Genomic DNA, 15,338 nt, shown 5'->3' with positions numbered 1-15,338 from the left:
AGAAGATTATGACAACCATGAATGATTTTTTCGCCGTTAAAGAGCTTGAATATCTTAATCAGCATCTATCGGCTGTTGTAGGGCTTAATCCTCAACACGACATTTACGAAGGGCATTTCCCCAATCAACCTGTGGTGCCTGGAGTATGTTCGATTTACATGATTAAGCAGTTATTGCAACAGTATCTTGGAACGTCAATTCGATTCACTAAAATTGGTTCGACTAAGTTTTTGAAGATGCTTGACCCAAGACAAGATACTGAATTGAGTTTTAATATAGAGATGGGGCAGCTAGTGGACAGTACAATTAAACTTCAAGTTATTGGTACGGCCAATTCGGAAGTGTTTATCAAGCTTAAAGGACAAATAGCAGTTGATTAATGAAAAATATAAAGGACTCTTATTGGATTGATCGGCTCAAAGAGCTAGGCGTAGTTGTTATTATTCCAACCTATAATAATGACCAAACCCTGTCTGCCGTTATATCTGATGTTAAATCGTATAGCTCAAGTATCATTATTGTAAATGATGGCTCAACTGATTCGACATCCGAAATTCTTGCTAAGACTAGTGATATTCATCTGATAACATATTCTGCTAATAGAGGAAAAGGTGTCGCTCTTAAGCTTGGTTTTATTCGAGCCAAAGAGATGGGTTTTAGATATGCTATTACGATTGATTCGGATGGTCAGCATTTTGCAAGTGATATTCCACACTTTATAGATTATATCGAGCAACATCCCGATAGCCTCATTGTAGGATCTCGAAATATTGCAGAAGAGAATATGCCAGGCAAAAACACTTTTGCTAATAGGTTTTCCAACTTCTGGTACTATGTCGAAACTGGAGTAAAACTTGCAGATACTCAGTCAGGTTTCCGTTTATATCCTCTTGAAAAGCTAAGCTTAGACAAGTGGTGGTACACGGCTAAGTACGAATATGAACTCGAAATAATAGTATTTGCAAATTGGAAGGGTATTGCGGTGGTTAATGTTCCTATCAATGTATATTACCCTCCCAAGGGCGAACGGATATCTCATTTTAGGCCACTAGCCGACTTTACGAGGATTTCAATATTAAATACATTCTTGGTGATTATTGCCCTACTATTGATTCACCCTCGTAACTTCTTCCGTAAACTCAGTTGGACCAACATAAAGGCCTTTTTTGATAAGCATTTATTGAAAACTAAGGATAGTAACATCACAATAACAAAGTCAATTATGCTTGGTGTTTTACTGGGTATACTTCCCATTTGGGGTTATCAGATGATTGTTGCTGTTTTATTGGCTCAGTTCCTGAAGTTAAACAAGGTAATAACATTGATTGCTGCCAATATCAGTATTCCTCCGTTGACGCCCTTGGTGCTTTATGGAAGTTATCTGACGGGGGCTTTGGCCTTAGATCAATCTCCATCACTGAAGTTGAATGATTTTTCATTTGATGCAATAAAGACTGTCTTGGGCCAATACTTAGTTGGGAGCCTTCTGTTTTCAGTGTTTTGTAGTCTTCTTATAGGAGCAATCTCATTTGTTATTCTACGTCTAACCCGAAAGAACATTGTTGAATGATATCTTTATTAATCGGTATATATAGATACTTTAGAGCGCATAAGATTGTGTTTTATTCGATTCTGCTTGCTAGTGTACTCGTTTTGGGGTTTTATGCTCGCCAAGTACGGTTCGATGAAAACATATCAAGCTTTTTCCCTAGCACTCGTCAAGCCGAAAATGCAGAATTTGTATTTAGCAACCTTAAGATTAAAGATAAGGTTATTGTTTTCTTAAGCTCAACCGATTCTATTAATGCTGTTGACAACGAAGACGTTTCGATAATAGCTAATGAGCTACGTGATAGTATAGAGCATAAGCTAAAGCCTACATTGGTGAAGGATGTATTTCTAGAAGTTGATCAAAATCTAATTGAAAAGACCAGCAACCTGATTTACGACAATCTTCCACTATTTCTGGATAGTAGCGATTACCAACGCATTGATAGCCTAGTGACAAATAATAGTGCGCTTGATAATGAATTATATAAGGCGTATAGTCGTTTGCTAACACCAGCAGGTTATACCTTGAAAAACTTTGTTGCTCGTGACCCGCTAGGTATCGGTAATGAAGCCTTAAAGAATTTAGAAAACTTCCGTATGGAAGGCAACTATACCGTTTCAGATGGTCATGTGTACTCTGAAGACGGAAAGCACCTTCTGATGTTTATTACTCCAGTCTATGGCTTGTCTGAAACAGGACTTAACGAACAACTAATCGATGTGCTTGAGAAGCAAATTGACCAGCTGAATCGAGAAAACCCTACGGTTGTTGTAAAATACTTTGGTGGGCCTTCGGTAAGTGTTTATAATGCTCGCCAAATTAAGCAGGATGTCTTATATACCTCTTTATTTGCACTTGTTGTTATTACAGTGTTTTTGCTATTGGTGTTTCGCAAGAAGAGAGCTTTAATTTTAGTCTTTGCTCCAGTTGCTTTTGGTGTGCTGTTTTCACTCTGCTTTATATTTTTCATTAAAGGCTCTATCTCTATTATAGCCATGGGAGCAGGCTCTGCTGTTATCGGTATAGCGCTAAGCTATTCCATTCATATGTTGTCTCATCAGAATCATAGTAGCAGTGTTGAACAACTCATCAGGGAGATAGCTTCGCCACTCACTATTGGTAGTTTTACTACTATTGGTGCATTCCTTGGCTTACTTTTTACATCCTCTAAGATATTGCAAGATTTTGGTCTATTCACCTCTCTGGTATTGGTTGGAACAACACTGTTTTGCTTGCTATTTCTCCCTCAATTTCTCTCTCCGCAGTCTAACGATGCTAAGGGTTTTGTATTGTCTATTATAGATCGAATCAACTCTTATAAATTCGAAAAGAATAGATGGCTGATAGGTCTGATTTGTGTACTGACTATAATAGGGCTTTACGCCTCTCAGTATGTACGGTTTAACGACGATATGATGAAAATAAACTACTGGCCCAAGCATCTTGAGGAAGCTGAAATGGAGCTGAGTAGTATGTTTCAACAGGATAAGCAAAATGTATTCTTTGTTAGTGTAGGTACTAGCTTTGATAAGGCAGCTCAGGAGTATGCTAAAACCAACCAAAAACTTGATAGCTTGCAAGCTCAAGGCTTAGTAGAAGATTATGCATCTATATCTGATTTTGTTTTGTCTGAGGCTCAGCAACAAGACAGATTAGACCAATGGAATACTTATTGGCAAGAAGCAAACAAAGCTCGGGTTTATGATAATGTCTCAAGTTCGGGTGAGTCTTTGGGCTTTAAGAGAGATGCTTTTGCCAATTTCAAGCATTTAATTGATCGTTCATATACAAGCTTATCTGATAAGTTTACTTCTCAAGCCGATAACGGGGTTTTGGAAGATTGGATTACTCTGGCTGATGGTAAGGTTATGCTCATCACTCAGGTGAAGTTAAATGCTGATTATAAAGAGTTGGTCTATAGTTCTTTTAGTGATGATTTGGATTTGGTTATCTTCGACCGTGCTTATTTTACGAATCAATGGGTTTCAAGTCTAAATGCTGACTTTAACTTAGTGCTATTAATATCTTCAATTCTAGTATTTGTAGCTTTGTGGATTTCTTATGGTCGAATCGAACTTGCTATACTTAGCTTTTTACCCATGTTCTTGAGCTGGGTAATTATCGTAGGTTTGATGGGGATATTTGGTATCGAGTTCAACATCATTAATATTATTCTCGCTACCTTTATTTTTGGTATAGGCGACGATTTTAGTATCTTTATTATGGATGGATTGACTAAGAAGTATAGCGAAGGGGAGGAGATTATTAACTCACATAAAACAGCAATATTCTTTTCTGCTTTTACGATATTAGTGGGTATGGGGGTATTGATTGTTGCTAAGCATCCAGCTTTATACTCGATAGCCTTAATCTCTATTCTGGGGATTGCGACAGTTGTTTTAGTCTCTTATACCATTCAACCCGTTATCTTTAATTTGCTAATAACTAAGCCAACTAGCAAAGGACTTGCTCCAAACACCTTGTATGGGATTGTTCGTACGCTAGCTATGTTTGTATTGTTCGTTGTCGGTTGTTTGGTTATTAATATTTATATTCTAGTCTCTTACCTGATTCCTATCTCCAAAAGAATGAAGCAAGCCACTATTTGTTACTTAATGCACCTCTTTAGTAGGTTACTATTAAAATGTGCGTGGTTTGTCCGTAAAGACTTGGTGAATATTGGGAACGAACGATTCAAAACTCCGATGCTACTTATTGCCAACCATCAATCCTTCATTGATATTATTGGCTTGTTGGCACTCTCTCCTAAGATTGTCTTGATTACCAATAAATGGGTGTGGAATTCACCTTTATTTGGATATATTGTTCGTTCAGCAGGCTTTCAAAATGTAGATCAAGGATATGAAACCTCTCTGGAGAAGCTTCAGGATAAAATAAATGAGGGTTATTCTATTGCAGTGTTCCCTGAGGGTACTCGTTCGTTGGACGGGTCTATTAAGCGCTTCCGTAAGGGTGCTTTTGCTTTGGCTAAGTCTCTACATCTAGATATATTGCCAGTTCTGTTTCATGGCAATAACCTGATTATCGCTAAGTCTCAGCCATTCTATGTTTATAAAGGAAAACTGGCTTGCCGTATATTCGAACGTGTCTCTTATGATGACCCTGCGTGGGGTGATACTTATCAAGAAACGTCTAAGAATTTCTGTCGATTCTTTCGACAAGAATATGCTAGAATCGAAAAACAAGAAGCTTCGGCTTCCAATCCACTGGTTTATGAAGCGCTAGTTTCAAACTATATATATAAAGGTCCTGTAGTAGAGTGGTATATTCGGGTTAAGGTAAAGATGGAGAAATGTTATGACCGCTTTGATCGAATAATTCCTCGCGATGCAATTATTACTGATATTGGATGTGGTCTCGGTCCATTATGTTATTTGTTGTCCATGTTGTCTGATAAACGACAGATTCTAGGACTTGATTATGATTCGGGAAAAATCGCTATTGCTAAACGCGGTTGGTTGAAGACTCCTCAGCTAGATTTTGTATATGCCAATGCCTTAGATTATGATTTACCATATAGTGATGTGTTTATTCTCAATGATATGCTTCACTATATGGCTCCAACAGAGCAGGCTTTGCTAGTGAGTCGATGTTCCAATAAGCTGAACCCAGGGGGGCAAATAATTATACGTGATGGAGATTCGTCAAACCATAAAAAGCATAAGCTAACCAAGATTACTGAATTTCTTTCTACCAAAGTCTTTTGCTTTAATCAGACTGATGGTAATCTTAGTTTTACATCCGAGCAACAGATTAGGGATATGGCGATTTCTTGTGGTATGAGTGTTGAAGCTTTGCCCAATGATAAGTATACCTCCAATACAATCTATATTTTAGAAAAGCATAAAGGATGAATAAGTTTGATGTCGTAATAATCGGAAGTGGTCTTGGCGGACTCGAATGTGGTGCTATCTTGAGTAAAGAGGGCTACAATGTCTGTGTATTGGAAAAAAATAGTTTGATTGGAGGTTGCCTCCAAACCTATAAACGCAAAGGTTATGGGATTGATACAGGAATCCACTATGTGGGAAGCTTAGAAGAGGGGCAGTTCATTAATCAGTCCTTCAAGTATTTTGGAATTATGGATAAGCTGTCCATAAAAAAACTAGACGAAGACTGCTTTGACCAAATTCATTATTCAGGATCTACCTACAACTATGCAATGGGTAAAGAAAACTTCATCGAAACTTTAAGTACTTCTTTCCCTAGTGAACGTGAAGGCTTGGCTAGATATGTCCAAAAGCTTGAAGCTGTTGGACAATCTGTCAGTATCGACACGCTCAAGCAGGGTAAGCTGACTGATGGAGGTTTTGACTATTTCTTTACTTCCGCAGCAGGATTAATAGCAGATTGTACCACGGACAGTAAACTTCAAAATGTTTTGGCCAGTACTAGCTTGCTTTATAATGGGCTGAAAGGGAAGTCTTCTTTTTATGAGCATGGCATGGTGATGCAATCTTATCTTGAAGGTGCTTATCGATTTGTTGATGGGAGTGGTCAAGTTGCAGATGCTCTTGCTGGACAAATAGAGCGAAACGGAGGAGTCGTATTGAGCGATTCAGAGGTTACTCGCATTGTAGTCCAAAATGATGCTATTGTTGGTGTGGAGTTGCTAAGTGATGAACGTATAGATTGTGATTATGTAATTTCCTCTATCCATCCTCAATCTACACTCAAGATATTAGATAAGAATCGTTCAATCAGAAAAGTCTATGCTTCTCGTATCAATGACCTCGAGAACAGTTATGGCATTTTTTCAGTTCATCTCCTAATGAAGGAAAAGAGCTACGATTACCTGAATCGCAACATCTATATTCATAGAGATAAAGAGGTTTGGTATGATAAGCGAACAGATGCGCATGAGCTTCGCAACTGCTTGGTTTCTATGCAAGCAACATCACAAGACCCTCAATATGCTAACGTAATATCAATCCTTGCTCCCATGTATATGCGTGAAGTTGAGAAGTGGAGCAATACATTGCCTGAGCGAAGAGGTGCTTCTTACTTGGACTTTAAGGTTGAAAAAGCTGCCCAACTCTTGGATCTGGTCAAAGATTACGGTTATGATTTTGATGCTAATATAAAAGATATTCATACCACTACACCCTTGAGTTTTAGAGATTATACAGGAACTGTCGATGGTTCAGCTTTTGGTATTGTGAAGGACTTTAATAATCCGCTTGCTACGCTGATATCGCCTAGGACCAAACTAAAAGGATTATTATTCACAGGGCAGAATGTAAATGTACATGGAGCTTTAGGCGTTACAATAACCTCGCTGTTTTCTTGTGCTGAATTGCTAGGACAAGATTACCTCACCAAAAAGATTGGAAATGTTTAGACGAATTTTAAAATATACCGTAGTTGCTCATCTTGCTGTTCTTATGTTGATAGTCATGTTAGTTGCTGGGCTTTATTTTTCGGCCGACATGAAAGAACCTCAACATATCTTTGCTGATTCAAGAGAAGTTCAATCATTTCATTACGATAGTATTCGTACTTATGGAGACGATTGGCTGAGACAAAACAAGTATGGCTTATGGGAAATGAAGATATCAGGGTCTGATTTTGATCGAGGTTATGCCGCTGGCAAGCTAACCGAAGATTTACTCTATTACCAAGAGACCGTCTTTATAGACCAGATTAGACAGATTATTCCATCTGACTCTTATCTGAAGTTCTTACGTTCTTTTATCGTAGTATTCAATCGTAACTTAGGCGAAAATATTCCACAAGAGTATAGAAACGAAATTTATGGTATTGCTCAATCGTGTACAAACGAGTATGACATGATTGGCAATGCTTATGAGCGACAATTAAATTATCATGCAGCTCACGATTTGGGTCATGCCTTGCAAGACTACATGATGGTAGGATGCAGCTCCTTTGTCTCTTGGGATTCTTTTTCTTCGGATGGCAAACTGATTCTTGGCCGAAACTTCGACTTCTATGTAGGTGATGATTTCGCCAAAAACAAACTGGTTACTTTCTGTGAGCCCGATAAGGGTTATCGCTTTGCTTCGGTGGGTTGGGCAGGTATGATTGGTGTTCTATCGGGAATGAACGAAGCGGGGCTGGCTGTAACTATTAATGCAGCTAAGTCTGATATGCCAACTTCATCTGCTACACCAATATCGATTTTGGTTAGAGAGATTTTGCAATATGCTTCAACTATCGATGAGGCTTACGCCATTGCCAAGAGTCGTAAAACATTTGTCTCTGAATCTATCCTGATTGCATCCAAGAAAGATAATAAAGCTGCTATAATAGAAAAATCGCCTAAGAATATTGGCATATTCTACTCACCAATTGAGGGGCAAATAATCTGCACAAATCATTTCCAATCGGATGCTTTTAAGGAAGACTCTCGAAACATCGAAAACATTGAAACTTCTGATAGTCCATATCGTTATGCTCGACTCCAAGAACTACTAGCTCAGGAGTCTCCAATAGACCCTTCGAAGGCTGTAAATATCCTGAGGAATAGAGATGGTATTGAAAATGAAAAGCTTGGGCTTACTAATGAACTCGCTTTGAATCAGCTGATTGCTCACCATAGTGTTATTATGCAGCCCGATGAAAACATCTTGTGGGTTTCAACCTCACCTTGGCAATGTGGTGAGTATGTTGCTTATCATTTAAACGAGGTGTTCTCCGATAGTTTAGACTATTTTACGGATATAAATATCCCCGAACTTACTGTGGGTAAAGACCCGTTTCTCTTTAGTCCTGAATACGAGCAATTATTAACCTACAAAGAGATTTTATCTGTGCTTAATGATAAAATTAGTACGAATAGTACGATTTCAAATGATTCTATAGACCTGTTTGTGAAATCTAATCCTGATTATTATTATGTTTATGAAAGGGTTGGCGATTACTACAGCAGTTTTGATACCCATACAGCCAATCAGTATTGGACTATGGCGCTTGAAAAACCCATCCCTAAGAAATATGAGCGAGAAAGGATTGCTCTGAAAATCATAAAATAACACTTGTTTTGACACGATACCCCGAAATCCAATTTGAAAGTAAAGAGGCCATAAAGTCTTTTCAAGAGGAAAAGCTGAAAATTGCCTTGAAATATCTGTCTGAGAATTCTAAATTCTATCAAAAGATGTTTGTAGAACATCGAATTGATATTAATGGAATAAATACGCTCTTAGACCTACAGAAGATTCCTGTAACAACGAAGCAGGATCTTCAACTCTATAATGCTGATTTTATCTGTGTTCCCAAAGATGAAATCATCGACTATGTTACTACATCGGGAACCCTTGGCGAACCCGTAACTTTTGTCTTAACCGATAAAGACCTAGATCGACTTTCTTATAATGAGTTTCTCTCTTTCTCGACCACGGGCTGTACTCGTGAGGATGTATTGCAACTTATGACCACTATAGATCGTCGATTTATGGCTGGCTTGGCCTATTTTATGGGTGCTAGAGAGTTGGGGATGGGTGTTGCACGAGTTGGTAATGGTATGCCTGAATTGCAGTGGGATACCATTGGCCGAATCAATTCGAATTGCGGAATGATAGTACCGTCCTTCTTGATGAAGCTGATTGATTTTGCCGAAAAGAACGGTATAGATTATAATAACTCTACTTTACAGAAGTGCATTTGTATCGGTGAAGCTTTAAGAACCCCCGATACTTTCGAACTCAATACTCTAGGAAAGAAGATTCACGAGAAATGGCCTAATATGAAGCTGTATTCAACTTATGCTTCAACAGAAATGCAATCTTCTTTTACCGATTGTGAACATTTTTGTGGTGGCCATCTTCAGCCCGAATTGATAATTGTAGAGTTTTTAGACGACAATAATCAGCCTGTCCCTGAAGGTGAACCTGGTGAAGTAACTATAACCAATCTAGGTGTTACAGGAATGCCTCTTCTACGTTTCAAGACTGGAGATGTCTGCTATCATTATACAGACTCGTGTAAATGTGGTAGAAATACAACTCGGTTGAGCTCTATTCTAGGTCGTAAAGGACAAATGATAAAGTTTAAAGGGACAACTTTATATCCTCCTGCTTTGTTTGATATATTGGATAATATTCAAGATATTCACAACTATGTTGTTGAGGTTTACACCAATGACTTAGGTACGGATGAAATTTTAGTTCGCCTGAGTAGTTCTCTTCAAACTAAAGAGTTTGAGAAGAGTGTAAAAGATTTGTTTCGTTCTAAAGTGCGGGTTGCACCCACTATTCGTTTTGAATCAGCCGAATATATCTCTAAGGTTCAACAACCACCAACTAGTCGTAAGTTAGTCAAGTTTATAGACTTAAGATAAAAACTGTGTTTAGTACAAAATTTTATAATTATGAAAAAGATATTATTGTCTGCCTTTTTATTTGTGAGCTCAATGGTCTTTGGTCAAAGCAAGGAAGCTCTTAAGGATGTTAAAGAAGCAACCTTTTATGGCGTTGATTATTCTCATGTAGGAATTGTTGGTGCTGCTGAATCGTCGTCGAAGTTTATTTTTACATTTGATGAGATAAACTCTCTGATTCAGAGAGAGTACTCTAAGTATATTAAGAAGCTGGCCAAAAAAACCAAAGTTGATATAGTCAGCGTGGATCTAGGGCCTGTCAATCAACTAAATAGTGGTATAACTACTGAAAGTCTCGATAGGCCAAGCATAGTAACTCCTTTTGAAGAAACAGAGCTTCAAGATATCATTAATAGTATAGATTTTAAAAAGGATGAGGGTTACGGCGTAATTCTAATTGCTGAGGAGCTGAATAAGCCAAGAAATAGAGGAATTTACGAACTAGTATTCTTTGACTTGGCTAATAAGCAGATTATCACTCATGCCAAAATATCGGGTAAATCTCGTGGCTTTGGATTACGTAATTTCTGGGCCAATTCTATTCATTCAGCCTTTAAAGATATTAGCCTAAGACGATAAATTCACCTTGTTTGAATATATAAAGTAAAGCCTGTTTGATTAATTTCAAACAGGCTTCTTTTTTACTCTATACATGAGGAGCATTTATGGCTCTAGCTTCTAAGTTTTGAGTGAGTAGGGTAGTCACTTTGACCGACCTAGTGGTTTACCTCATGCGACTTACTCGTTTGTAAAAGGAGTAAAGCATCAGTATTTAGATAGTTGAACTAGAACTGACAGCCTAGGCTGATTCCAAACTGAGCTGGTGCACCTTTTTGCATAAAGCCAGTCCCCATTGATTCAAAATAGAAAGTCGCGTAATCTTTATTGATTAGGTTACGACCCCAAAGATCCATAAAGGCTTTTCCTTTGATGAAACTAATTCTTGAATTGACGGTTCCATAGAATTTTTGACTAACATTATTCGACTCTGTCCAATATATTCTTCCCACTCCTGAGTAGGTTGTGTTAAACAAAATACGATCTAGCCACGCTTGATTCTTAAGTTTGAAGTTTAAATCAAATCCTGTGTTTAGCGTATGTTTGGGTGTAAATGGAACTCGTTTGCCTGCGTAGTCAATAGTTTCTAGTTTGCCATTGATGCGTTCGTTGGTTTTGTATTCCGTGAATTTTGCATGCGTATACCCATAGGCAGCATGAAGGGTTAAAATGTCGTTGATGCGGTAACGCATATTTGCTTCAGCGCCGTAACTTCGACTTTTACCAGCGTTGACTGTGATTCTACCCAAACCACTTTCGGCAAACTTTGCAATTTGTTGGTTCTTTGTATTTAATAAGAATACCGCATAATCGGCCTTAAATCTACCGTCCAAAAATGTTAGGTGAGTCCCTATCTCATAGTTCCAAGTGTATTCGGGTTTGAAAACCGTTGACTTCTCAATGTCCATCGGTTCAGATTCTGGCATGCCACCTGTTAGCATCTCTTTGATATGTTCTGGCACCTTATCAATCATCTTATCGACCATTGCTTTGGTTGGAGCATCAAGCGAAGCATATTTCTCCATACCAGCTTTCATAACTCCTTGCATCATGTCGTCTCGCATGGTTGTTTGCATTTGCGACTGAATAAGGTCCGAAAACATCTGTACATTATAGCCTCCCGAGCGATAACCTCGGCTAATGGTTGCATATACCGAATTATCTCTATCGAAATCGTATTGTAGTGCAAATCGAGGAAGAAAATCTAAGTGGTTTTTAGAGAGCTTTCCGTTGAGCGTAGGGTTACTGCTCAGGGGAACATTATAGGGACCATATACCTTCTCAAACACTGGAGTGGTCGCTTTACCCGCTATATCGAGTCCATAATTGATATTGCTCCCTGATTTATAATCCAATCGGTTGTGTTCGTAGTTGATACGCAGTCCAGCTGTCAGAGATAATCCTTTGACAAAAACATCGTTTATTGTGGATTGATGATATACCGACGCGTTATATATGGGTGTTTTAAATAATCCATCGACAAGTAGGTCTTTGTCTTTAATGTAAAAGTCGGCAGAGACTGAAGGTTGCATAGGGAAAGGCATGCCTTCGGGTTGGACCTGAGGAATCATACCGTTTATCATCCCGATACCATGGGCAAGGCCCGTATCGACTCCTTTCTTAATCAAGCTATTAATTCCATCTTCATGAAACCAAACTGGGCCATGTGTGCGTAGGTTCTGATAGAAGCCAAAGATACCCGAGGTCCATTCCCAGCGTCGTCCTGGTTTTGACTTAAATATAACCTCCTCAGATAGAGTGTTTAACTTTTGCTTTTGAGCAATTGTAAAGATGTCTTTTGGAGAGAAGTCTTGGTCAATAAACATTCGGTCATTCAGGTTCTGATATCCTGTAATAGCCGATAAGTCAAAATTACAGGCTTGGTAGTTTAGGTTTAATCCCGCATTGAATAAACCTCTTCGGTAAGTTCCTTCACGGTTCGTAGCTGGATTAAAATACTCACCACTCTTATCATCATATCTTCCGTATGGGAATCCTCCTTCGTCGGTGTATTCGTAGTTGAGGTTTAAATCGAGTTTAAGGTTGGATGAGGGAATCAAAATTCCTCTAAATCTTCCACCTCCAGATAATCCACGGTCGATAACTTTGTCGTCTAGGTAGCTATTCTTGAAATATCCACCTTTACGTTTAAAGAAACCTGTAGTTGAGAAAGCAAAATTATTGCTAGCTCTATGGTAGTGTGAGAGGCTGGCATTGTAGTCGCCATAGGTTGCTGCACCTACCTTGAAGTCTGTTCCTTGGTAGTCGAAAGGAGATTTGCTATAAATCTTAATTAAGCCTCCCATAGTATTACGTCCATAAAGCGTACTTTGAGGACCTCGCAGAATATCTACTCGCTCAACGTCCGAGAAGTCGAAGTCGAAAGCAGATTTATCTATAAAAGGAACATCGTCAACGTAGAGCCCAACCGGTGGTGTATTTATTCTCGAGCCTATTCCACGAATATATATGGCAGAGGATAGTTTTGATCCGTAGTCGGGAATGAAAATATTGGGAACTACTCCTGTTAGGTCTTTAATCGATCGTACTTGATAGGCTTGTATGATTCTCTTATTGAGTTGCGTTACCGAGCTGGGTAGTTCTCTTAAGGTTTTATTCTCTTTAGGAGAAGCAATGATTACTACATCTTCTTCGAGGTTGTAGGTCTTAAGACTATCTCGAGGAGCTTCGTCGGGTGTATTTTGGCCAGCCCAACTGGGTGCCGAAATCAGGCAAACCAGTAGAGCTAAGCATATTTTGTTACTTTGTGTCATACTATAAAATTATATGTGTACAAAGTAACTTTATATTTAACAGCCAGTCAATCCTAATATGTTATGATTTTTGCTGTTTATTTGAACTTTCTCTAAATATACCGTGCTCCAAAACCAACACACAAATAACACCCATGACAAACCCATTACCTAGTATAGGACGTACGAGTGAAGGAATCTGAGCAGACATTTCGTCAGGCATAAATGCTATTAGCAAGGCGATCATTAGTGGTAAGCCAATAATAACTCCGTGGTTAAAGTTCTTAACTATATCGTTAGTTGCAACCATCTGGCATGAAGCTGAGAGTTGTGAAGCCATAAGATAGATCATGATACTTCCCATAACTACCTCAGGAATATAAGTAAAGAGTGCAAGAGCGTCGGGAAGAAAAGCACAAGCAAACAAAGCAATCCCTGCAGGAATCAACGCACGTCGTGAAGCACACCCCGTAGCGTTGATTAGTCCGAGGCTCATCGAATAGTCGACAGCACCGATTACTCCAATTGAACCTGAGAAAATATTTAGAGCTCCAGTGATTCCGACACCACGCTGGCTTCTTTTATCCATATGGTCTGCTTTTAATGCTTGACCTACCGATTGGATAGAGCCTAGTTCATTGACAAGTAGTGCTACGTAGCAAAACAAGAATGAGAGAATGATTGCTCCGTTAAACTTAAATGGAAGTACGAAAACTGGGTTTACCGCTTCAACAACTAGAGCATCGGTAGCGGGAGGAAGTCCATAGAATATGAAATATACTCCTGTACCAATTAGTAAAGCCAATAAGACTACTGTAGAGTTCCATACACCTTTGAGCAGTTTGTTAGCAAGAGTCATCAAAAAGACTGCACTCACGGCAAAAAGTAGTGAAAACACACCGTCACCATTGGAAAATATTAAATCAAGAATTACTGGAGCTAACGTAAAGGCTATCAAAGCCATTATAACAACAATAATACGCGTAGTAAAGATAAACTGAAGTTTGGACAATAGTTTGCTCAGGTAAAGTACTAATAGAAAAATACCTCCGATAATAATGGAGGTGTATATTTCTGTTATACTGTCTGTGCCCGAAGCGAGAATTCCAATCAGTAGAACCGATGCAGGTCCGATCACTACAGGTAGCTTATGTCCCCAAAGGACTTGAGCTGTAAGCCCAATACCCATAACTGCCATTAGCTTTTGTGTGTATAGGGTTTGATCTGCTGCATTAAAACCTTGTATGTGAGATACAACAGCTCCGATAATAAGCACCATAGGGATGGATACTAAAAACCACTGAAGGCCGTACATCATCAATGGGAAAGGGGCGAGTTTATCGTCCAAATTGTATTTGAATTTCATATAAGAGTAGTTTATAGATGTTTTATTGACCAACATCCGTGAACTGCTAATTTACGAGAAACAGAATGATTCTACAAAATTATTGACTACCAAGAGTAAAATATATTAATAGCCTGTAAACAAGCAATAAACTTAGTTTTGGTTAAAAATAAATGTTATTTATAGCTATAATTAGCCATAAAATGCTGAAATTAGCCAAAGAGACCTTCCTAGTCTCGCTTCCAAACTTTTTATTTTATGAAAATTAACAAAACTAATATTGCACGTTTATTAGACAAAGAGAAGATTGCTTATGAACTTGTTCCTTATGAAGTAGATGAATCTGATCTGAGTGCTACGCATGTTGCTGAAGGCTTAGGTCAAGATCCGCATCAAATATTTAAGACTTTAGTCTTGCATGGCGATAAGACAAAAGAATTTGTATGTATTATTCCTGGCATTGAAGAGGTCGACTTAAAAATGGCTGCTAAGATATCGGGCAATAAAAAATGCGAAATGATTCCAATGAAAGACTTGTTAACCACAACGGGATATATTCGTGGAGCATGCTCACCCCTAGGAATGAAAAAACAATTTCCAACCTATATTGATGAGCATTGTTATAAATTCGATTGTGTTTTTGTTAGCGCAGGAAAAAGAGGGCTCCAGATTAAAATAGCTCCGAAGGATTTAATAAAGATAACAAATGCGAAAGTTTGCTCTCTTTTTAATACCTAAATAGATATTTAGCTGTATATTTGCAGTTATTTT

General features: G+C 38.4%; 10 protein-coding genes. 8 read left to right on the top strand and 2 right to left on the bottom strand.

What is annotated here, in order from left to right:
* Positions 1-8 precede the first annotated feature (8 nt).
* Genes B091_RS11755 through B091_RS0104330 form a run of 7 tightly spaced genes read left to right on the top strand, consistent with a single transcriptional unit; the run spans position 9 to position 10,490 of the window.
* Positions 9-380 (top strand): ApeI family dehydratase, encoded by a 372-nt coding sequence (locus tag B091_RS11755; protein ID WP_025069459.1) that lies wholly within the window; start codon positions 9-11, stop codon positions 378-380.
* Positions 380-1,570, top strand: a complete 1,191-nt coding sequence (locus B091_RS0104355; protein WP_018108788.1) for a DUF2062 domain-containing protein — start codon at positions 380-382, stop codon at positions 1,568-1,570. The genes B091_RS11755 and B091_RS0104355 overlap by 1 nt, the downstream gene beginning before the upstream one ends.
* Entirely contained in the window at positions 1,567-5,427 is a 3,861-nt protein-coding gene (locus B091_RS0104350) for a trifunctional MMPL family transporter/lysophospholipid acyltransferase/class I SAM-dependent methyltransferase (RefSeq protein ID WP_018108787.1), read from the top strand. The genes B091_RS0104355 and B091_RS0104350 overlap by 4 nt, the downstream gene beginning before the upstream one ends.
* Positions 5,424-6,914 carry a phytoene desaturase family protein gene (locus tag B091_RS0104345; protein ID WP_018108786.1) on the top strand — a complete coding sequence of 497 codons (1,491 nt, stop codon included), beginning with the start codon at positions 5,424-5,426 and terminating at the stop codon, positions 6,912-6,914. The genes B091_RS0104350 and B091_RS0104345 overlap by 4 nt, the downstream gene beginning before the upstream one ends.
* Positions 6,907-8,565: a C45 family autoproteolytic acyltransferase/hydrolase gene (locus tag B091_RS0104340; RefSeq protein WP_018108785.1), complete on the top strand. Its 1,659-nt coding sequence runs from the start codon at positions 6,907-6,909 to the stop codon at positions 8,563-8,565. The genes B091_RS0104345 and B091_RS0104340 overlap by 8 nt, the downstream gene beginning before the upstream one ends.
* Before the next feature lie 8 nt (positions 8,566-8,573).
* Entirely contained in the window at positions 8,574-9,872 is a 1,299-nt protein-coding gene (flxY, locus tag B091_RS0104335) for a flexirubin biosynthesis putative acyl-CoA ligase FlxY (RefSeq protein ID WP_018108784.1), read from the top strand.
* 30 nt (positions 9,873-9,902) lie between these two features.
* Positions 9,903-10,490 carry an excisionase family protein gene (locus tag B091_RS0104330; RefSeq protein WP_018108783.1) on the top strand — a complete coding sequence of 196 codons (588 nt, stop codon included), beginning with the start codon at positions 9,903-9,905 and terminating at the stop codon, positions 10,488-10,490.
* 206 nt (positions 10,491-10,696) lie between these two features.
* On the opposite strand, the gene B091_RS0104325 is transcribed toward B091_RS0104330, so the two are convergent.
* Together B091_RS0104325 and B091_RS0104320 are read right to left on the bottom strand one after the other, a co-directional pair.
* Entirely contained in the window at positions 10,697-13,243 is a 2,547-nt protein-coding gene (locus tag B091_RS0104325; protein WP_018108782.1) for a TonB-dependent receptor, read from the bottom strand.
* 61 nt (positions 13,244-13,304) lie between these two features.
* Complete coding sequence (locus B091_RS0104320; RefSeq protein WP_025069460.1) at positions 13,305-14,588, bottom strand: uracil-xanthine permease family protein; 1,284 nt, start codon at positions 14,586-14,588, stop codon at positions 13,305-13,307.
* A 237-nt stretch (positions 14,589-14,825) separates the two neighbouring features.
* Here B091_RS0104320 and ybaK point away from each other — a divergent pair, with 237 nt between their 5' ends.
* On the top strand, positions 14,826-15,305 hold the full coding sequence (gene ybaK / locus B091_RS0104315) for a Cys-tRNA(Pro) deacylase (RefSeq protein ID WP_018108780.1): 480 nt from the start codon (positions 14,826-14,828) through the stop codon (positions 15,303-15,305).
* Positions 15,306-15,338: the final 33 nt, after the last annotated feature.

The organism is Bacteroides propionicifaciens DSM 19291 = JCM 14649 (assembly GCF_000375405.1).
Lineage (GTDB): Bacteria > Bacteroidota > Bacteroidia > Bacteroidales > Bacteroidaceae > Bacteroides_E > Bacteroides_E propionicifaciens.
This window is presented reverse-complemented; position numbering and strand designations above follow the sequence as displayed.

What these genes read in the sequence shown, in the direction of transcription:
- B091_RS11755 (WP_025069459.1), top strand. Translation starts at nt 9, where the DNA reads ATGACAACCATGAATGATTTTTTCGCCGTTAAAGAGCTTGAATATCTT.
- B091_RS0104355 (WP_018108788.1), top strand. Translation starts at nt 380, where the DNA reads ATGAAAAATATAAAGGACTCTTATTGGATTGATCGGCTCAAAGAGCTA.
- B091_RS0104350 (WP_018108787.1), top strand. Translation starts at nt 1,567, where the DNA reads ATGATATCTTTATTAATCGGTATATATAGATACTTTAGAGCGCATAAG.
- B091_RS0104345 (WP_018108786.1), top strand. Translation starts at nt 5,424, where the DNA reads ATGAATAAGTTTGATGTCGTAATAATCGGAAGTGGTCTTGGCGGACTC.
- B091_RS0104340 (WP_018108785.1), top strand. Translation starts at nt 6,907, where the DNA reads ATGTTTAGACGAATTTTAAAATATACCGTAGTTGCTCATCTTGCTGTT.
- B091_RS0104330 (WP_018108783.1), top strand. Translation starts at nt 9,903, where the DNA reads ATGAAAAAGATATTATTGTCTGCCTTTTTATTTGTGAGCTCAATGGTC.
- B091_RS0104325 (WP_018108782.1), bottom strand. Translation starts at nt 13,243, where the DNA reads ATGACACAAAGTAACAAAATATGCTTAGCTCTACTGGTTTGCCTGATT.
- B091_RS0104320 (WP_025069460.1), bottom strand. Translation starts at nt 14,588, where the DNA reads ATGAAATTCAAATACAATTTGGACGATAAACTCGCCCCTTTCCCATTG.
- ybaK (WP_018108780.1), top strand. Translation starts at nt 14,826, where the DNA reads ATGAAAATTAACAAAACTAATATTGCACGTTTATTAGACAAAGAGAAG.